Here is an 18,927-nt window from a genome sequence, read left to right on the forward strand (position 1 = left end):
CGTTCACGTTTGTGGTGTCCTGACCGGACGCTCCCTCACTTTTGAACTGGTTCATTTGTGAGGGAGCGTCCCGTGCTGGGAGGTTCTATTGCCCCGGGGCGCGGTATGCCGGGGTCTTCTTGGCAGCTTCGTCGAGATCCTCAACCGTCATGAGCGGCTTCAAATGCAGGCGCACTGCGCCCGTCGCATTGATCATGAGTGAGAGGGCGGCGGCGCTAGCCGCGTCCGGGATTTCGAAGACCCCGACGACGTCGGTCTCCCCGAAAGCGTAGTAGAAACATTCGAGCGATCCGTCTACGGATTTGAGTGCATCGACCACAGCATCGCGACGCTTGGTGCCGCCCTCGCGCAACAGCCCCGTGATTCCGTCGCCTACGTAGTTTGCTTCGAATAGATATTTGGTCATTGTCTTCCCGTCCCGTGATGTCCAGGACTCGGGCCTCCTAAGGTGCTCCCATCACCCATTGAGGGAAGGTCCCGGAGTTGTTCCCCTGCGAGGGGGCTGTGCACATAGTAGGCCGAGGTCCTCGCCCTGACAACGGTCTAGGCTAGGGATCTGTAAGTTCCTTCAGGCCCCTCCCGGCGTAAGATTCTTAGCGTAGGAGGTGGCGAAGTGAACATAGCACTCAGAACAGCCACAACCGTCTTGCCAGTCGATGACGTCGCTCGAGCTCGCAGCTTTTACGCTGAGAAACTCGGTCTCCCGCACCGCGGCATGACTTGGGATGGAAATGATTTGTTCGGCATCGACGGCGGTCCCATGCTGCAGTTGATGCCCATCAAGGACGGGATGCACTCGTCGCACACTGCCCTTTCCTTTGAAGTAAGTGACATCGAGCGGACAGTCGAGGAAATGGAGGCGAGCGGCGTCGAATTCCGGGACTACGACCTTCCGGACCTCAAGACCGAACACCACATTTGTACAACCGACGCGGAAAAGTGCGCTTGGTTCATGGACACGGAGAACAATGTTCTGTGCGTCCATGAAAACCTGGGCACCCAGGCCGAATATCAGCTCTGATCGGCTGAAAGAACACGCACCAACCACGCAGACCCCCCTTCACTTTTAGTGAGGGAGGGTTCTGTCATCTGGCCATAAAGGTGAGCGAGCGTCGGGACAGGAGGGCAGGCTGGAGAGGGCTACGCCGAGGCGTGCAGGCCGTCGAACGCCATGGTGATGACGTCGTCGGCGAGGCGCTCCGGGGAGAGCGAGCCGCCCGGTTTGTACCATTCCACGATCGAGTTGATCGTACCGAACAGGAGCCGGGTCACGGTGCGGGGATCGATGTCCTGGCGGAGGGAGCCTTCTTCGCGGGCAGCCGAAATCAGCGCAGCCACCTTGTGGTCGAAGGTGCGACGCCGTTCCAAGGCATCCCGCTCGATGTCCGTGTTGCCGCGGAGTCGCAGGAGCAGCGTGACGAACGGGAGCCGCTCCACCAACACGGCGATGGTCTGCCGCAGCACGAATTCCAGGCGTGCGTCGGCTGCCCCGGTAACAGCCTCGGGCTGCTCCAGGATGCCCTCGAGCCCACCCAAGGCGTGCTCGAGGGCGAGCTTCAGGAGATCGCCCTTGGACGGCACGTGGTGGTAGATGGCCGACTTCGAGATCCCGAGGTTTTCGGCCAGGATGCCCATGGAAGTGGCGTCGTAACCGTGGCGGTTGAAAACGTCGACGGCGATGAGCAGCACAGATTGCTGGTCGTATCCGGGGCGTCCCCGCTTGGTTGCTGTTTCACTAGGCATGCTGGCCATTTTCCCATGAACGGTCGGTTGAACAGTGCACCCGCCTTGGCAGGTTACCTCTTGGGTCGCATGTCGTAGACCCGGCGCAGCTTGCCGTTGGAGCGCTCGAGCGATCCGGGGTTGACGACCTCCACCACGCACGAAGAACCCACGTGGATCTTGATCTGCTCGCGCAAGGCGTGTGCCGCCGTCGTGCCAGCCTCCGATGAGACGTTCTCGCGGCGCTCGATCTTGACGGTCAGGGAATCCATGCGCTTGCCCTCGGGCCGGGTGAGTTCGAGCTGGAAGTGTGGGCTGAGCTCGGGGATGCGCAGAGCGATTTCCTCGATTTGCGAGGGGAAGAGGTTCACGCCGCGCAGGATGATCATGTCGTCACTGCGGCCGGTGATGCGACCCATGCGTCGGTGCGCCGGGCGGGCGGTGCCGGGCAGGAGGCGCGTGAGGTCCTTGGTGCGGTACCTGATGATCGGCAAGGCTTCCTTCGTCAGCGAGGTGAAGACGAGTTCGCCAGGCTCGCCGTCGGGCAGCACGGCACTTACCCCGCGGGAGGGATCGAAGGGGTCGATGATCTCCGGCCGGAAGTGGTCCTCCCAGATGTGGCAGCCGTCCTGTGTCTCCACGGCCTCGCCTGCGACGCCCGGGCCCATGACCTCTGACAGCCCGTAAATGTCGCAGGCCTTGATGTTCATGGTGGTTTCGAGCTCGTGCCGCATTTCCTCGGTCCACGGTTCGGCGCCGAGCACAGCGTATTTGAGCGACGTCGACGCCGGGTCGACACCCATCTGGGCCATCGCATCGGCGATGGTCAGCAGGTAGGTGGGGGTTGCGAGGATGGCGTCCGGCTTGAAGTCCTGTATCAGCTGGATCTGGCGTTCGGTCTGGCCGCCGGACATCGGAATGACGGTGCAGCCGAGGGCTTCGGCTCCAGCATGGGCACCCAGGCCGCCGGTGAACAGGCCGTATCCGTAGGCGTTGTGGACTTTCATGCCCGGGCGGACTCCCGAGGCGCGGAGCGAGCGGGCCACGAGGGAAGCCCAGTTGGCGAGGTCGTTCTTGGTGTACCCGACGACGGTTGGCCGGCCGGTGGTGCCGGAGCTGGCGTGGATGCGGGCCACTTCGTTCTGCGGCACCGCGAACATGCCGAAGGGGTATTCCTCGCGGAGGTCGTCCTTGGTGGTGTACGGGAACTTGCCGAGGTCGGAAAGTTCCTGGAGGTCGGACGGGTGGACGCCGGCGTCGTCGAACTTGCGCTTGTAGAGCGGCACGCGCTCGTAGGCGTAGGCCACGGTGTGCTGGAGTCGGCTGAGCTGCAGGGCCTCGAGCTCGTCGCGGGAGATGGTTTCTTCGCGATCTAGCTGTGCGGTGTTAAGCGGTGCGTCGGGAGCGGCGACGGTGTTCTGTGTCATGGTCTTCCTACTTCTTGGAGATGGTGCGGCTGCGGCCACGGAACTCGGCGATGAGCTCGCCATAGCGGCCCGGATCCTTGGGCACGTGGGTGCCCGCACCGGCGTCGGGGGCGGCACCCGAGCCGGTGCTGGCAAGATCGCCCGGGTCCGCAGCGAAGATCTGGATGTCGTACAGGCCGCTGCGTCCGTTGTTGGCGCGGCGGTTTGCGACGGCGGTGATCACTTGACCTTGATAGGCCGGCTTGAGGAAGTTGATGTCGACGCCGGCGGCGACGGTGATGGAGTCGGCTTCCGACGGCGAGGGGTTGGCCGGGTTGCAGGCGAGGGCGAATGCCGAATCCGCGAAGGCGAAGATCATTCCGCCGTGGGCCATTCCGAAGCCGTTGAGCATCTCTTGGCGGAGGGTCATGCGGACTGTGGCGTGGCCGTCGTCGATCTTGAGGACCTCGAGGCCCATCCACTCGGAGGCGGGGTCGTTCTTGAGGATCTGGTGCTGCGTTGCGCCAGAAAGGGTGGTCTCAACCATGCGTCAATGCCTCCAGCTTTATTTACCGAATGTTCATTAGGTAATCCCAGTTTCCTTGAACTGTCAAGGGGCGGCCGCTCGGCGGAACCGATTTGTTGCTCCCGCCGGCCTCCAATCCGCGACGTAGTAGCCTCAAGGCATGCCCCGTATTGAACTTCCCCTCCGGACGCCGAGACTCGTGCTTCGCCGGTTCGAGGCCACTGACCTGGAGCGATTCCATGCCTACCAGTCACTTCCGGAAACGGCGCGATTTCTCCTCCGGCATGAATTGACCCTCACGCAGTCCATGGAAGCGCTGGGACGCTACGCCAATTTCACCTTCGAGCAGGAGGGCGACTGGGCGTGCCTGGCCATAGAGCGCGCGGACTCAGCGGGGCTGCTGGGCGAAGTGGTGCTCAAATGGCTGCCGGGCACGGGGCAGGCCGAGATCGGTTGGATCCTCGCACCGGAAAGCCGGGGCCATGGCTACGCGGCAGAGGCAGCCGAGGCAGTCCTCCGGCTGGGTTTTGAGACCCTCATGTTCCACAGGATCGACGCCAAGCTCGATGCCCTGAACACCTCGTCGTCGAGCTTGTGCGAGCGGCTTGGCATGCGTCGGGAGGCGGTCCTTGTGGACAACTGGCACTACAAAGGCCAGTGGTCCACCCAGGTGATCTTTGCCATACTCGACTCCGAATGGCGCGCACGGAAGCGGCGAAAGAGCATCGATGCGTGACTTACCCTGAAATGCGCAAGAATAGCAGGCGCCGACGGCGGTAAAGTGGGCTGAGCAGGGGAGATCGGGGGGTCGGCAAGTGAGCGCATCTGGCGTAGCCGTAGTAATCGAGGATGACGATGACATTCGTGAGGTGGTTCATGCTGTCCTGGAAGCCTCGGGCTTGGAGGTCTATGCGGCCGGGAACGGTGTGGATGGCGTGGCTGCGGTCCGCCTCCATAATCCGGACGTCATAACCCTGGACCTGGGCCTGCCGGACATTGACGGGATCGAGGTGACCCGCCGCGTCCGTGAGTTCAGCGACGCCTACATCGTCATGCTGACCGCCCGTGCGCGCGAGGTGGACACGCTGCAAGGTCTGGCCGTTGGCGCGGACGACTTTATCACCAAGCCCTTCCGGGCCCGCGAACTCCTGGCCCGGGTCGAGACGCTCCTGCGCCGGCCGCGCGGCAGCAAGCTATTGAGCGGAGTTTCCGGGGGGAGCGCGACGTCGGAGCTGCCGCGAGCGGAGGGGGCCATGGCGCTGAGCGCTCCGGTCCCTTCCCCGCCCCCAACAAGTGGGCAACCGGCAAACGGGCAACCGGCCGAGGAACACACGGGCCTGGAACACAACGGCCTCTACCTGGACGTGGCCACGCGGACTACGCGGGTGGGTGCCGAAGAGGTGCAATTGACCCGTACCGAGTTCGATCTCCTCCAAGCGCTCATGGAGGCCGGGCGTGTTGTCCGGAGCACCACGGGTTTGGCCCGCTGGCTCCATGCGAGGGAGTACGAAACCGGTGGCTATGTCAGTGAGTCCGAAGAACGCGCTATCCAGGTTCACATCGCTAATCTGAGGCGGAAGCTCGGCGATTCGGCGCAGTCGCCCCGTTGGGTGGAGACTGTTCGTGGCGTGGGGTACCGTCTGGCCGCAAAGACTTCGGAAAACTGAGCAGATCTTAAGGGAACCTTTAACATGGCTCCGTAGCCTGTGAGCGTAACCCTCCGGATTTTAACAGCTCAAAGGAGCACTGTATGAAGAAATTCGCCGCCACCCTTCTCATGACCGGTCTGCTGGCTATTGGCGGATTTGTCACTCCTGCCAACGCTGCGCCGAAGACCCCCAACGTCACTACAACCACCACAACCACGACGGTTACCACCGTTCCTGTTGTGACTGACCCGGTGCACTACGCGTCGATCGGCTGGTGGCCCAACTAACTAGCACTTGATGTCGTTTAGACGCCTCATAACGACAATAACTGCTAGCTACTTGGGTGGACGCACAATTCCTACATCGCCCCGGGCCACCGCCCGGGGCGATGTTTTTTGCCCCTAGTTCCTGGTATTGAGGGGGAGCCGGACCGAGACGGTGGTTCCCACTCCGAGCCCGGACTCGATATCCAGCGCGCCGGAATGGCGCTCCACAATGTCGTGGACTATCGCGAGGCCAAGGCCGCTCCCGGGGATAGCCGCCGTAGAGGCGTTCGAAGCGCGGAAGAACCGCGTAAACACTTGGTCGATTTCCTTTTCGGGAATTCCGACGCCGGTGTCCTCCACACGCACCACCACGCTGGGAACCGGGTCCGGGGTGATCTCGCTGCTGACGGCGACATGGCCGCCGTCAGGGGTGAATTTGATGGCGTTGCTGATGATGTTGGAAAAGACCTGCTCCAGCTTGGCCTCATCGGCCTGTACCGTCACGGTTCCTGGCGCGTGCGCCACGGTGAGCGACAGCGAACGGGACTCGGCGAGGGGCTGCAAGGCCGAGACAACGAGCCGGAGCATGGTGCCCACATTCACGGGGCTCAAGTGGAGTTCACCGGAGCTGTTCTGGTGCGAGACGGTGAGCATGTCCTCGATGAGCCGGCGGAGGCGCTCGGCGTTTCGTGAAATGACGTCGACCATCCGCTCCACGCCCGCGGGAATCGCTCCACCGGCGCCGCTGCGGATCATGTCCAGATAAGCCGTGATTGAGGTCAGAGGCGTTCGGAGTTCGTGGTTCACCGTGGTCAGGAAGTCGGTCTTTGCCTGGTCCAGTTCCTGGAGTTTGTACATGACCTCCTGTTGTGCGCCTATCAGGTGGCTTTGCATCAGGCCATAAGCCAGGTTCCCCGATACGTGCTGGATCAGGCCAATTTCGGCCCGCGTCCATTCCTGTGCCGTGTCCGGGCGGGCGATCCAGATGACCCCCAGAACAAGATCTCCCTCGCCTACCGGCACAACAACAGAGGCCGACGGCGCATGGGCGCCACCCGGCGCACGCGCACCATCGGGCTGCCCCGGCAGAGCCCGCCGAGGCAGCGGCTGAACCTCCGCTTCGGCCCACAGGTGCTCCGCCACTTCGAACCTGGTCACCTCGTCGGTGAGCTCGACAGGCAGGACTCCGTGGGCCAGGCCAGGAGCGTTCCATTCGGCACTGACCTGCGGTACGCGGGCGTCCGGGAACGTGGTGAACCAGACGTGTTCCGCGCCCAGGGCGTCGCCGATTCCATCCACCAGATGCCGGGCGATCTGCGCTGGATCGATGGTTGACCGGATCGCCGAGGACACCTTCCGCAGGCTTTCCCTCAGTGATTCGGTTTCCGCGCGGCGGCGCATCCTTTCGCTGGCCCGGGCAATCAGTACCAGTGCCCTGCTTGCCCGAACGGCCGGGGGCTGGCCACTGTACACAAAATCCGCGATGGTCCATGCTTCCAGCGCGGAAACATCAAGCTCGTCGTCCGGGTCCAGCATGAGCAGAACAGGGGCAACATTCCGGGGAAGCAGATCCCGGAGCCCGTTGTCCACCACCAGCACGTCACTCGGCTCGCTCTCCAGCGCGGCTGCAAGCGAGCCGGCGTCGGACGCTGAACGAACCACGAACCCCGCGGAGGTGAGCGCCGCGTTGGTCTCCGCGCGACGGATCGGATCGGGGTCGGCCACCAAGGCACTCTTCGGCACCGAGGCGTCGATAGTCAAGCGACTCTCCACTACGCTCCTACTGTTCGATTCGGCTCCCATGGGAGAGCTTACTATCGAGAACGCTACTTGAGCCCCGCACCGGGCAGCAGTTCGACGGCGCCGAGTGCATCCGCGACGAAGGCGTAGTCCCAAGCACGCTCGCGCCACTGAACGTAGCGCCCCGAAGCTCCGCCGTGTCCACCGTCCATTTCGATCTTCATCACGATCGGCGCTGTCCCTGTGGTCTCCGAACGGAGCACCTGGACCCACTTGGCGGGCTCCACGTAGAGCACGCGTGTGTCGTTGAAGGACGTGACAGCGGCGATCCGGGGGTAGGCGGCGGCGCGGATGTTCTCGTAAGGGGTGTAGGACTTCATGTAGTGGTACACCTCGGGATCGGTGATGGGGTTTCCCCATTCCTCCCATTCAAGAGCCGAGAGCGGCAGATCCGGGTCCAGGATGGTGTTCAGCGCGTCGACGAACGGCACGGCGGCCACGATCGCCGCGTATTTCTCCGGTGCGAGGTTCGCCACGGCACCCATCAGCAGGCCGCCTGCGGAGCCGCCCATAGCGGCAATCCGATCCGGCGCCGCCCAGCCGGAGGACGCCAGCCAGTCCGTTGCCGCGATGAAGTCCGTGAAGGTGTTTTTCTTGTTGAGCTTCTTCCCGTCGTCATACCAGCGCCGGCCGAGCTCGCCGCCGCCGCGGATGTGGGCGATCACCATGACGATTCCGCGGTCCAAGAGGGACAGGCGCGCCACGCCGAAACCCGGATCCATGCTGACCTCGTAGGAGCCATAGCCATACACCAGGCCCGCAGCGCTTGAATCCTGCTTCACGTAAACGTGCCGGAGCACGGACAAGGGCACCCGGGTGCCGTCGGCCGCCGTCGCCCATTCCCGGGTGGCCACGTAGTCCGAGGCGGTGTACCCGCCCAGTACCGGGCTTTCTTTCCGCAGCAGCAGTTCGCCTTGCGGCAGTGCGGCGGTGGGCAGCACAAAGTCGTACACCCGCGACGGCGTGAAGAAGGACGTGTAGCCGATCCGGATCACCGGGGCCTCATAGTCGGAACCCGCCACCCCTGCCGTGTACAGCTCCTCGTCGAAGGCAGGCTCAACAGCCGGGCCCTGCGCCGCGGTTCCCAATCCAGCGAGCGGCAGCACCTGCACGCGCTCGATCGTGTCCTGCCGTACCGCCACCACCAGATGCGTCGAGGTAACGCCGGCACCGTTGACGCGAACGGCGTCGGAATGCTCGACGACGGTGCGCCAGCGCTGCTCGGCCAGCGGCTTGGCGAATTCGGCCGGGTCCGCGATGGAAACCATCGAGTTGATGGCGTCCTTGTTGTGCGTCAGGAGGATGGTCTCGGTCTTTTGTCCATCGGCGCCGTCCATGAGGAACGGCTCGGCCTCGTAGAGAATGTGTTCGTCGCGGGAAATCACGGTGGACAGACCGGCATCGACCTCGTCGAAGCGCAGCAGGCGCGTCTCGCTGAACTCCGAGCAGCCGATGCTTAGCACGAGGTACCGCCGGTCGGAGGAGAGCTCGAACCCGAGCCACATGGCGACGTCGTCCTCCTGGTAGATCACCTGGTCCTCGCTGACGGGCGTTCCCAGGACGTGCGACTTCACCTGGTAAGGCCGCCAGGCGTCGTCCACCACGGTGTAGAAGATCCGGGTGCCGTCGGGGGAGAAGGCCACGCCGTAGAAGATGTTCTCGATGACGTCGGGCAGCAGTTCGCCTGTCCGCAGGTCCTTGATGCGGAGGGTGAAGCGTTCCTCGCCGGAGTTGTCCACAGCGTAGGCATAGAGGTTGCCGTCGACCGTCACGGCAGTGCCGCCAATGGAGAAGAACGGCTTGCCTTCCGCCTCGGTATTGCCGTCCAGCAGGACTTCTTCGCCGGGGAGTTCGACGCCGGCTTCCACCACGGGCGGGGTCCAGTCCGCCACCGCATCGCCCGAGTTTGCAGCCCGGACACGGCAATGGATCCCGTACTCCTTGCCCTCGACGGTGCGGGTGTAGTACCACCAGTGGTCCTTGCGGCTGGGGACCGAGAGGTCCGTCTCCTGGGTACGGCCCTTGATTTCCTGGAAGATGGCCTCGCGCAGCGGTTCCTGGTGCGCGGTAACGGCCTCTTGGTAGGCGTTTTCGGCCTTCAAATGCTTGATGACCTCGGAGGACTCCTTGTCCCGTAGCCATTCGTAATTGTCCACGAAAACATCGCCGTGGTGCTCACGGGTGCTGGGCACCTTTTTGGCGACGGGGGCAGTGGGGCCCTTCGCGTGGGACGGCTGGGCGGAACCGGGAGTATGGGTCATGTTCTCAATATATAGAGCCTGCCCGACGCCGGTGCCCGCGTTCGCTGCGGGGGTAGCCGTGCGCCTTTGTTTAGTATCCGTGCGCTGCCGCATATTGCGGCAGGGTGCCGTCCCGCAGCGCTGCGGCCACTTGCCCGATGCCGGCGTAATCCGGCACCACGATCGATTGCCCGTCCGGGGAAGTGCCGGTCCCTGCGGTCGGGAGGGTGAAGAAGACGGAGGCGCCGGGATCCACGGTGCGGAGTGCGTAGGCCAGCATGGCGACGCTGGCCGGATCGAATCCTTGGTCCACAATGAGGTCATTGACCGCGAAGTTGACCAGGCTGAGGACACCAGCGGGAGTCTGGAGGGCGCCAGAGAGCTTGACCAGCAGGGCGCGGAGGAACGTTTGCTGGTTGCGGACGCGTTGGAAGTCGCCATCCACGAACGAGTAGCGCTCGCGGACGAACTCGAGGGCCGCTTGGCCGTCCAAATGGTTCACTCCGGCGACGAAGACGTGATGGGTTTCAAAGCTGGCAGTGAAGGGCAGTGTGACATTGACGTCGATTCCGCCGAGGCCATCCGTGAGGGTCTTGAAGCCGTTGAAGTCGAGCATGACCGTATGGTCCACGTGCGTGCCGAGCAGCGATTCAACGGTTTTGACCACCAAGGGAATGCCGCCCAGGCCGAGGGCAGCGTTGACTTTTGATGCGCCGAAGCCGGGGATGTTGACCCAATTGTCGCGCATGATGGAGATGCCGTAGATCTTTTTCCTGTCTGCGGGAACGTGGATCAGCATCAGGCAATCAGAGCGTTGGTCCTTCGGCTGTCCGCTTGTCACGGTCTGGTTGTTCTGTTCCTTCGCGTTTCCGCGGCTGTCGCTGCCGATCACCAGGATGTTCATGTCGCTTGCGGGAAGCTCCGGGATGGTGGGCGGGGCCGGCGCCGCCGCAGGTGGCGGGGTGTGGGTCGGGGTGGAGGACTTGCTGCCCGCGGAGGCGCTCGCGGGGTTGCTGGAGGGCGAGGGCCCGGACCCGGCGACGATCGCAGCAAGGACTACAACGACCGCAAGCAGAACTGCGAGCCCTGCCGCTAGCCACAGCCGCCGTCGTCGGTCCATGATCGGAAGTTACCACTCAGCTGGGTTAAATACCCCTTCCTGGTCGGCCTCATTTTGGCCACAAAAGTCGGTAATACTGGAAAGGGTCTTGAGCCGGCGCGACCCGCTTGAAAACTGACGTCGCTGCCGGTGCTGTCTTCCCTGTGATCTGTCCGCCGGCTCGAGGTCCGTCAAAGGGGTGTTGAGCCAGGCGGACATGACTTCATAGCGCCTCTGTGTGTCAAGCAGCCGGCTTTTGGGCTTGGTGGTGGTCGTGCAGGATCCGCCGGTAGAGGACATTGGAGAGGCGTCGCTTGAGTGCCCTACGTGCTTCGCGGGGTGTCTTTCCTTCGGCGGTTTTCTTCAGGTAGTACTCCCGGCCTGGTCCCGGGTCACGGCTTTGGCACACGGCCATGGTGTGCAGCACGGAGTTGAGCTGCCGGTTGCCTCCGGTGTTGAGTCTGTGACGGTTTTGTTGACCGCTGGAGGCGTCCAAGGGTGCTGTTCCGGTGTAGCTGGCGAAGTGTGAGGCGCTGGGGAATCTGGTGATGTCGCCGCCGTGGCCGAGTAGTTTTGCCGCCAGGACGACACCGACTCCTGGGATCTCCTGCAGGGTGGTGGCCGACGCGACCAGAGCGTCGCGAGTTTGTGCCTCGTTGTTCTTGATACCGGCATCGATACGCCGTAGATCGGCCAGCAGTTCCCGGGCGAGCTCGCGTCTGAGTGCATCGGTGGCTGTTGCGGGCCGGATGGTACGCAACGCGGCGGCGGCCTTGTCGGCACTGAGGCCGGGCTCAACACATCCAGGGATAAGCTCGCGCAGAAGCCGGTGCAGCCGGTTGAGCAGCCGGGCCCGTTCGTGGCCCAGGTCTTCGCGGCGTTCGGCCAGCAGGCGCAGAATCGTACTCTGGTCTTCTGCATTTACCGCGGGCAGATTCTCCTGTCGGAGTGCAGTGACGGCAACGGCGAACGCATCGGCCGGGTCACCCTTGCGGCCACCGCCGGTGGAAAGGACTCGGACCTTCATGGCCAGTGTCGAGGGAACATCCACAACGGACTCTCCGCCGGCCACAAGGATCTGGGCAATTTGTCGACCGAGGCCGTTGGCACCCTCGATAGCGAATCTGCGTTCGGGCCATTGCGCCGCCCAGCCCAGCAGTTGCTTGGCAGTGCCTGCGTTGACCACGAAACGCCGCACCGCGAGCTGACAGCCCGAGGAGTCGATGGCTGAGGCGGTGATGGAGGATTTATGCGGGTCGATGCCGATAACGATCACTTCCGGGGTTCCTTTCGCCGATGTCGGTGATGAATCCCCCGTGGCGGGCACCCTGACTTGAAGTGTTTGCATGCCTCTGTCGAGCCACGCCCCGGGCGGGTGTCAGCGGCGCGGCACGCTATTACGGCAAACCCCTCGCGGACAAAGAGTTCCTGGCGGTGGGCTCCGGATACCGGAAGATCCTGGAGTTCATCACCAGCCACGGGACGGTGACCGCCTTAGGGGTCGAAGGAACAGGATCCTACGGGCCGAAATCGCCAGAACCCTGCGCGGTGAGGGTCTTTGTGTGCTGGAGGTGAACCGCCCAAACCGGGCCGCGCGCCGGCTGAAGGACAAATCCGATCCGCTGGATGCCTACCAAGCCGCCCAATCGGTACTTGACGGCCGGACCAAATCGATCCCCAAGGCCAAAGACGGGCCAGTTGAATGCCTGCAAATCATGCGGGCCGGGCGGACCTCTGCAGTTAAAGCCCGCACCGCAGCCATCAATCAGATCAAGGGACTTCTCGTTTCATCCCCGGACAACCTCCGGGCAAAATACCGAGGGCTGGGAACCTCGGCGATGATCACGGCCCTCCGGCGCACCCGACCTTCGGGCCAGCAACGACGGACGCAGGGCTCTTCCTCCCGATGCTCAAGCCAAAACGAGGTGGCCCTATACGCTGATCTACGTTCTCGGATACGCCTTCATGGCCATCTACATCGCAACCATCAACGGAACCGTCCCCTTGGAACCAACTCTTCCCTAGCTAGCCACCGGCGGGCGCCGTCAGTGCGCACCGCGCATCCAGGACGCCCGCAATTGCACGTACGGTGACCGAAGTTAGCATCGCCTTATTGCGATCTGCTCATAATAAGCGGTTCACTGAATGCATGACAGATCACACGGCAGAGCAGGAAGCGTGGGCCGCGGCCCTGCATTCCCATGGCCGCCGCGTGACCAAGCAGCGGCTGGCAGTCCTCGCCGCCGTCGAACATCACCCGCATTCCCCGGCGGAAGGCATCCTTGCCGCCGCCCGCGTGGAACTCCCTGAACTGACGGCGCAGTCTGTTTATGTGGTGCTCAGCGACCTGACGGACCTGCAGATGCTGCGCCGCTTCGAACCCCCACACTCCCCCGCCCTGTACGAAACCCGCGTGGGCGACAACCACCACCACGCCGTGTGCATCAGCTGCGGCCGGGTCGAAGATGTGGACTGCGCCGTGGGCCACGCCCCCTGCCTCACCCCGCATTGGGACGAACATTCCAAGCCCATGACAATCCAGATCGCAGACGTCCTGTACCAGGGCATCTGCCAGGACTGCCAGGCCAAAGAACTTCAGCCGGAGCAACTGCCCGCGGCTGGATTCCCTGTAAACCCATAACCCGGAAGGAAAACTGTGTCTGAGAGCACCATTGCCACGTGCCCCGTAGCGCACGGCGGCCGCGCACACCCCACCAAGGGCGCCCCGAACAACGAGTGGTGGCCCAACAAGCTAAACCTGAAGATCCTGGCGAAGAACCCGGCGGTAGCGAACCCGCTCGGCTCCGGCTTCGACTACACCCAGGCCTTCAACGAGCTGGACCTGGACGCCGTGAAGGCGGACCTGGCCGAGACCATGACCAAGTCATACGACTGGTGGCCAGCCGACTTTGGCCACTACGGTCCGTTCCTCGTGCGCATGGCCTGGCATTCCGCCGGCACCTACCGCTCCCACGACGGCCGCGGCGGCGCCGGCGCCGGTCAGCAGCGCTTCGCACCACTGAACTCCTGGCCGGATAACGTCAGCCTGGACAAGGCCCGCCGCCTGCTGTGGCCGATCAAGAAGAAGTACGGCCAGTCCATCTCCTGGGCCGACCTGATGATCCTGGCAGGAAACGTTGCCATGGAGACCATGGGCTTCAAGACCTTCGGCTTCGCCGGCGGCCGCCCGGACGTCTGGGAAGCAGACGACGACGTCTACTGGGGCCCGGAGAAGGTCTGGCTCGACGACGAGCGCTACACCGGCGACCGCGAGCTCCAGGCGCCGCTGGCCGCAGTCCAGATGGGCCTGATCTACGTCAACCCGGAAGGCCCCAACGGCAACCCGGACCCGCTGGCCTCCGCCCGCGACATCCGCGAAACGTTTATGCGCATGGGCATGAACGACGAAGAGACCGTGGCGCTGATCGCCGGCGGCCACACCTTCGGCAAGACCCACGGCGCCCACTCGGATGACAAGATCGGTCCGGATCCCGAGGCCGCTCCCCTGGAGTTGCAGGGTCTGGGCTGGAAGAACGGCTACGGCACCGGCCACGGCGCTGACACCGTCAGCTCGGGCCTGGAGGTCACCTGGACCTACCACCCGACCCGCTGGGACAACGAATTCTTCCACATCCTCTTTGCCTACGAGTGGGAACTCATGGAGTCCCCTGCCGGCGCCAAGCAGTGGCGTCCGAAGGACAATGGCGGCGCGGGCCTGGTTCAGGAAGCACACGCCGGCTCCGGCACCCGCGAACCCCGCATGCTCACCAGCGACCTGGCCCTGCGGGCCGACCCGGCCTACGAGGCTATCTCCCGCCGCTTCAAGGACGACCTTGGCGCCCTGGAAGACGCCTTCGGCCGCGCCTGGTTCAAGCTGACCCACCGTGACATGGGCCCGAAGGCTCGCTACCTCGGCAAGGAGGTTCCGGTCGAGGACCTGGTCTGGCAGGATCCACTGCCCGCGGCACCTGTGCAGACCATCGGTGAGGCCGGGATCGCCGTCCTCAAGGAGAAGATCGCCGCTTCCGGCCTGTCCGTCGAGGACCTGGTCTCCACAGCCTGGAAGGCAGCTGCTTCATTCCGCGGATCCGACAAGCGCGGCGGCGCCAACGGTGGCCGGATCCGCCTGGAACCCCAGGTGAACTGGTCCGTGAACCAGCCGGAGAAACTGAAGCCGGTCATCGCCAGGCTCGAGGACATCGCCGCCGATTTCAACGCTTCCTCCGAGATCAAAGTCTCGTTCGCCGACGTCGTCGTCCTCGCCGGTGGCGTGGGTGTGGAGCAGGCAGCCCTGGCTGCCGGCCACGACATCACGGTTCCGTTCACCCCCGGCCGGGTTGACGCCACCCAGGAGCAGACCAGCCCGGAGCAGTTCGCCTGGCTGGAGCCCGTTGCCGACGGTTTCCGCAACTACGACAGCGGCTTCCTGAAGCTTCCCAGCGAGTACCTGCTGATCGACCGCGCGAACCTGCTGAACGTTTCCGCCCCGGAAATGACCGTCCTCATCGGCGGACTGCGCGTCCTGGGCAACAACTGGGACGGCTCCAACCAGGGCGTCTTCACCGAACGCCCGGGCACGCTGAGCAACGACTTCTTCGTCAACCTCCTGGAGCTTGGCCTCGAGTGGACCCCGGACGCAGAAGAGAAGACCTACACCACCACCGACGGCCGCTGGATCGGCAGCCGCGCGGACCTGGTGTTCGGCTCCAACTCCGAGCTCCGCGCCCTCGCCGAGGTCTACGCCTCGGACGACGCGCAGGAGACGTTCGCCGCGGACTTCGCCAAAGCGTGGGCCAAGGTCATGGACAACGACCGCTTCGACCTGAAGAAGTAGTCCGGCGCCGGGGAACCCCGGACGCTGAACCGGCGCCCCGCCACGGTTTGAACCGTGGCGGGGCGCCTTCTTTGTCCACATAGCGTGCCAAGCCCTGTTCCTGCCCCAGCCGTGGCCCTTACGATCCATCCATGGACATATTTCAGGGGATTCCTAGGGCGGACCAGCTCCACACCCCGATTGATCCACGTCGCAGGTAGCAACCCAACAAGACGGCGAGAAAGAACCTTCGGCTCCGGTCAGCCACATAGCGGGGCCGTTTACAGCCGTCCAGCCGGGCCAGAAATAGTTGACAGAATCACCCAACCCCGCTCGAAGTCCGGTTTGACGACTACAGGAGCATCGTCGTAGACAAAAACCGTCGTAGACAAAGTCACAGACAAACAGGGCCAGGGCAGGCAGAGCTCTGCGACGGCGCCCACCGGACCCGCAGCATTCGCGTTCGATGTCAGTTCAGGCGTTCAAGGGCTCGGCGGTTCCAGTGTGCGCAGCTTGCGGCGGCCTCGTAGGTGCTCTGCAGGAACTCCAGGAGCACCGAGTCGGGATCCGCTGCGGTCCGCACCAGCGGGTAAGGCAGCACGAATTCGCCCAGTTCCGCGCTGAAATAGGCGCCGGCGGGCCTGATCGGAAACTCCCGGTATCCTTCCGGCTCGGGGTAGACGTACGAGTAAAAGATGCCCTCGGGATCGCCTCCGGGCCAGTAGCCGGCGCTGCACACCTCATGGGAGTACGCCTCGAGCATCACGCGGGGTCCGCAGTTCGGCGCACCACCGGGGTGCGGCGGAGCGGGGCGGCCGGAGAAGCGGCTCACCGCCAGATCCAGCGCTCCCCAGAACAGGTGGACCGGGCTGGCCTTGCCCAGGAAACGTCCTCGGAACATCGTGAAAACACGGTCGGCCTCGATCAGGGTGAGCCAGAAACGGCGGACCTCCCCGGCGTTATAGCTGGCATGCGTCCGGTCTTCGGCGAAGGGAACCGCACCGGCGATCTCCACTGGAACGGGCCAGAATTCCGTGGCCAGTCCCAGTTCGTCCAAGCAGCGCAGCAGGCTGGTATAGAAATCCGCAACGGAGAGAGCGATCAGCCCGAATGACCGCACTGTGCCGGACGTGGTCACAATCTCAAGGCGGTGCGCTTGAAAGTCGAAGTCGATCTGGAACCTTTGACCCCCGGGTGCGGCATCAGCGTGGTGGAGAGTCCACGGGCTGTCACACGGAGTGCACAGTTCCACCAATGGTTGACCAGCGGTGCGTTGGTCAGGCTCACTTTTCCGACAATCTGGGTGAATAATTGTAGGGTGTCGCGCGTGTCCTGCCACTGGGCGATGGGCAGATACGGCCATGCCCCTGAACCTGCCGTGTTCATGTCTCCTCCGCCGGGTCGCTGGGAACCCCGACGGTCAGTTTCCCATCGGGGCCGGGGATCTTCAAGACGTCCGCGGGGCCTCAACTTGGATCACCTGTTCATCTATCATGCGAAGGGCGCGTCCTCACCGGGGGACGTTCGCGAAGAGGAGGCACTCAGATGAGTTATCCGTCAGGGATCGATCTTTCCGTGGTGCCGAGCGGCACGGGCTGCACCGACTGTGAGGAGCAGGGCGGGTGGTGGTTCCACCTGCGCCGTTGCGCCCAGTGCGGACACATCGGCTGCTGTGACTCCTCGCCCTCCCAACATGCCAGCGCGCACGCTTCCGCCACCGGCCACCCGTTTGTCCAGTCCTTCGAACCGGGCGAAGAGTGGTTTTGGAACTATGCCACCGAAGAATACTACGAAGGCCCGATGCTGGCCCCGCCCAACCACCACCCGCTCAGCCAGCCCGTCCCTGGGCCGGCCGGGCGGGTGCCGGCCGGCTGGGAGCGCCGTCTGCACTGACTGGCGCTCGTCTGCGGCCGTGGCCCAACGGCCATTCGCGGTCGCGCTCCTTCCGGCGACGCGGCCAAGGGCCGATTCTCAATCTACGGGAATACAATTCTCACTATTCTTCTTTTTGTTCATTCTGAATTCATGAATGAATCACGTATCGACTTGGTCCTCACTGGGCGGGTGCAGGAGGGGCAGGGCTGGGTCCGGAAAGACGTCCATGTCCTCAATGGACGTATCCACGCCATCGTTGACACCGGAACTCAGGTGGAGGCGTCCCGGTGGATCGACGCCAAGGAAGGCTATGTCCTCCCCGGCATGGTGGATGCCCACGTCCATTCGCTGTCACACCCGGGCGAGGGAATCGCTGCCTCCACCCGCTCGGCCGCAGCCGGTGGAGTCACGACGATCGTTGAAATGCCTTTCGACCTCAAAGGTCCAATCAACTCCACGGACCGCCTCAACGCAAAGCGTGAGTTGGCCGAGAGCGAAGCATTCGTGGACGTCGCCCTCATGGGGACGCTGGCACCTGACGGCGGCTGGCGTTCCGCTGAAGCCTTGGCCGAAGCAGGGGCGGTCGGCTTCAAGGTCTCGCTCTTTGACACCGACAAAGACCGCTTTCCGCGCATCTCGGATGCCGAATTGCGTAACGTCATGGCCGCAACCGCTGGGGCAGAGCGTACCGTTGCCGTGCACGCCGAGAACAACGAAATTGTCCAGGCGATGCTGGCCGCGGAGCGGGAGCTGAACCCCTTCGATCCGAAGGCCCACGTTCGGAGCCGGCCCCCGGTCAGTGAAACCCTTGGCGTCCTCACGGCACTCGAGGTGGCTCATGAACAGAACGCGCGCCTGCACCTGTGCCACCTGAGTTTGCCCCGCTCTGTGGACTTGGTCGAGTGGTACAAGAACCAGGGGCTGGATGTCACCCTCGAGACGTGTCCCCATTACTTGACCTTCACTGAAAACGACCATGATGCACAGCGTGGCCGTCTTAAGATCAACCCCCCGCTGCGCAAGGAATCGGACCGCAACGGCATGTGGGAGCGCATCGCGTCAGGATCGATCGACGTCGTCTCCTCGGACCATGCACCGTGGCCCGCGAAGTACAAGGACCATGAGGGAATATTCGCCAATCACTCGGGCGCACCGGGTGTTCAGACCTCAATGGCTGTCACTCTCTCCGGTGCCCTGGGCCGCGGCCAGGACGACTTCAACGCGGCCGTCCGCAGCCTTACCGAGGCACCCGCTCTACGCTTCGGCGTCGGCGCGAGCAAGGGACGCGTCGCCGTCGGCTATGACGCTGACTTTGCCGTCTTCGATCCCGCATCCGGATGGGACATCGATGCAGCTGACATGTACTCGAACGCGGGCTGGACCCCGTACCAGGGCATGAAGACCAGCGGGAGGGTGACGATGACCATCTCTCGAGGTACCGTCGTTTGGGATGGCAATGAACTGCTCGGAGAGGCAGGACGGGGCCAGGTTGTCGGCACTCCGTCCTGACTGGTCCGGCAGCAGTGACCGG

Annotated in this window: 20 protein-coding genes; 10 read left to right on the top strand and 10 right to left on the bottom strand. The window is 63.8% G+C overall.

The window, feature by feature from the left end; genetic code table 11:
* Positions 1 to 85: 85 nt before the first annotated feature.
* The gene (locus ABD884_RS01920) at positions 86 to 406 is read right to left on the bottom strand and encodes a GYD domain-containing protein (RefSeq protein WP_028265323.1); all 321 of its coding nucleotides are present in this window, start codon (positions 404 to 406) and stop codon (positions 86 to 88) included.
* Positions 407 to 613: 207 nt separating this feature from the next.
* Between ABD884_RS01920 and ABD884_RS01925 the strand changes: the two genes are divergently transcribed.
* A complete protein-coding gene (locus tag ABD884_RS01925) occupies positions 614 to 1,021 on the top strand; it encodes a VOC family protein (protein ID WP_345035027.1) in 408 nt (135 codons plus the stop codon).
* Positions 1,022 to 1,140: 119 nt separating this feature from the next.
* On the opposite strand, the gene ABD884_RS01930 is transcribed toward ABD884_RS01925, so the two are convergent.
* The 3 genes from ABD884_RS01930 to ABD884_RS01940 are packed head-to-tail and all read right to left on the bottom strand — an operon-like array spanning position 1,141 to position 3,675.
* A complete protein-coding gene (locus ABD884_RS01930; RefSeq protein ID WP_028265321.1) occupies positions 1,141 to 1,743 on the bottom strand; it encodes a TetR/AcrR family transcriptional regulator in 603 nt (200 codons plus the stop codon).
* 53 nt (positions 1,744 to 1,796) lie between these two features.
* The gene (gene paaK / locus ABD884_RS01935) at positions 1,797 to 3,149 is read right to left on the bottom strand and encodes a phenylacetate--CoA ligase PaaK (protein ID WP_345035038.1); all 1,353 of its coding nucleotides are present in this window, start codon (positions 3,147 to 3,149) and stop codon (positions 1,797 to 1,799) included.
* 7 nt (positions 3,150 to 3,156) lie between these two features.
* Positions 3,157 to 3,675, bottom strand: a complete 519-nt coding sequence (locus ABD884_RS01940; RefSeq protein WP_345035045.1) for a hotdog fold thioesterase — start codon at positions 3,673 to 3,675, stop codon at positions 3,157 to 3,159.
* Positions 3,676 to 3,814: 139 nt separating this feature from the next.
* Here ABD884_RS01940 and ABD884_RS01945 point away from each other — a divergent pair, with 139 nt between their 5' ends.
* The 3 genes from ABD884_RS01945 to ABD884_RS01955 all read left to right on the top strand — a co-directional run bounded on the left by ABD884_RS01945 (position 3,815) and on the right by ABD884_RS01955 (position 5,590).
* Complete coding sequence (locus tag ABD884_RS01945) at positions 3,815 to 4,390, top strand: GNAT family N-acetyltransferase (protein WP_345035048.1); 576 nt, start codon at positions 3,815 to 3,817, stop codon at positions 4,388 to 4,390.
* Between the two features lie 79 nt (positions 4,391 to 4,469).
* The gene (locus ABD884_RS01950) at positions 4,470 to 5,321 is read left to right on the top strand and encodes a response regulator transcription factor (RefSeq protein ID WP_345035052.1); all 852 of its coding nucleotides are present in this window, start codon (positions 4,470 to 4,472) and stop codon (positions 5,319 to 5,321) included.
* A gap of 83 nt (positions 5,322 to 5,404) precedes the next feature.
* Positions 5,405 to 5,590, top strand: a complete 186-nt coding sequence (locus ABD884_RS01955; protein ID WP_345035056.1) for a hypothetical protein — start codon at positions 5,405 to 5,407, stop codon at positions 5,588 to 5,590.
* 114 nt (positions 5,591 to 5,704) lie between these two features.
* On the opposite strand, the gene ABD884_RS01960 is transcribed toward ABD884_RS01955, so the two are convergent.
* The 4 genes from ABD884_RS01960 to ABD884_RS01975 form a co-directional block, all read right to left on the bottom strand.
* On the bottom strand, positions 5,705 to 7,342 hold the full coding sequence (locus ABD884_RS01960; RefSeq protein ID WP_345035060.1) for an ATP-binding protein: 1,638 nt from the start codon (positions 7,340 to 7,342) through the stop codon (positions 5,705 to 5,707).
* A 53-nt stretch (positions 7,343 to 7,395) separates the two neighbouring features.
* Entirely contained in the window at positions 7,396 to 9,630 is a 2,235-nt protein-coding gene (locus tag ABD884_RS01965) for a S9 family peptidase (protein WP_345035064.1), read from the bottom strand.
* Positions 9,631 to 9,700: 70 nt separating this feature from the next.
* Positions 9,701 to 10,729, bottom strand: a complete 1,029-nt coding sequence (locus ABD884_RS01970; protein WP_345035070.1) for an LCP family protein — start codon at positions 10,727 to 10,729, stop codon at positions 9,701 to 9,703.
* 220 nt (positions 10,730 to 10,949) lie between these two features.
* Positions 10,950 to 12,056: an IS110 family RNA-guided transposase gene (locus ABD884_RS01975; RefSeq protein ID WP_345035075.1), complete on the bottom strand. Its 1,107-nt coding sequence runs from the start codon at positions 12,054 to 12,056 to the stop codon at positions 10,950 to 10,952.
* Between ABD884_RS01975 and ABD884_RS01980 the strand changes: the two genes are divergently transcribed.
* The 4 genes from ABD884_RS01980 to katG are packed head-to-tail and all read left to right on the top strand — an operon-like array spanning position 12,047 to position 15,542.
* Positions 12,047 to 12,283 (top strand): hypothetical protein, encoded by a 237-nt coding sequence (locus tag ABD884_RS01980; protein WP_345035077.1) that lies wholly within the window; start codon positions 12,047 to 12,049, stop codon positions 12,281 to 12,283. The genes ABD884_RS01975 and ABD884_RS01980 overlap by 10 nt on opposite strands.
* Positions 12,271 to 12,801 carry a hypothetical protein gene (locus ABD884_RS01985; protein ID WP_345035079.1) on the top strand — a complete coding sequence of 177 codons (531 nt, stop codon included), beginning with the start codon at positions 12,271 to 12,273 and terminating at the stop codon, positions 12,799 to 12,801. Before ABD884_RS01980 ends, ABD884_RS01985 begins: the two co-directional genes overlap by 13 nt.
* A gap of 56 nt (positions 12,802 to 12,857) precedes the next feature.
* Positions 12,858 to 13,349, top strand: a complete 492-nt coding sequence (locus tag ABD884_RS01990) for a Fur family transcriptional regulator (protein WP_345035085.1) — start codon at positions 12,858 to 12,860, stop codon at positions 13,347 to 13,349.
* Between the two features lie 15 nt (positions 13,350 to 13,364).
* Positions 13,365 to 15,542 (top strand): catalase/peroxidase HPI, encoded by a 2,178-nt coding sequence (katG, locus tag ABD884_RS01995; protein ID WP_345035092.1) that lies wholly within the window; start codon positions 13,365 to 13,367, stop codon positions 15,540 to 15,542.
* Positions 15,543 to 15,990: 448 nt separating this feature from the next.
* Here katG and ABD884_RS02000 read toward each other — a convergent pair whose 3' ends face one another.
* Positions 15,991 to 16,659: a DUF5996 family protein gene (locus ABD884_RS02000; RefSeq protein WP_345035095.1), complete on the bottom strand. Its 669-nt coding sequence runs from the start codon at positions 16,657 to 16,659 to the stop codon at positions 15,991 to 15,993.
* Positions 16,656 to 16,907, bottom strand: coding sequence for a DUF5996 family protein (locus tag ABD884_RS02005; RefSeq protein WP_345035103.1), 252 nt, complete (start codon positions 16,905 to 16,907; stop codon positions 16,656 to 16,658). Before ABD884_RS02005 ends, ABD884_RS02000 begins: the two co-directional genes overlap by 4 nt.
* A 159-nt stretch (positions 16,908 to 17,066) precedes the next feature.
* Between ABD884_RS02005 and ABD884_RS02010 the strand changes: the two genes are divergently transcribed.
* The gene (locus tag ABD884_RS02010; RefSeq protein WP_345035106.1) at positions 17,067 to 17,414 is read left to right on the top strand and encodes a UBP-type zinc finger domain-containing protein; all 348 of its coding nucleotides are present in this window, start codon (positions 17,067 to 17,069) and stop codon (positions 17,412 to 17,414) included.
* Between the two features lie 132 nt (positions 17,415 to 17,546).
* Complete coding sequence (locus tag ABD884_RS02015) at positions 17,547 to 18,905, top strand: dihydroorotase (protein ID WP_345035117.1); 1,359 nt, start codon at positions 17,547 to 17,549, stop codon at positions 18,903 to 18,905.
* Positions 18,906 to 18,927: the final 22 nt, after the last annotated feature.

This window comes from Arthrobacter methylotrophus, from assembly GCF_039539965.1.
GTDB lineage: Bacteria > Actinomycetota > Actinomycetes > Actinomycetales > Micrococcaceae > Arthrobacter > Arthrobacter methylotrophus.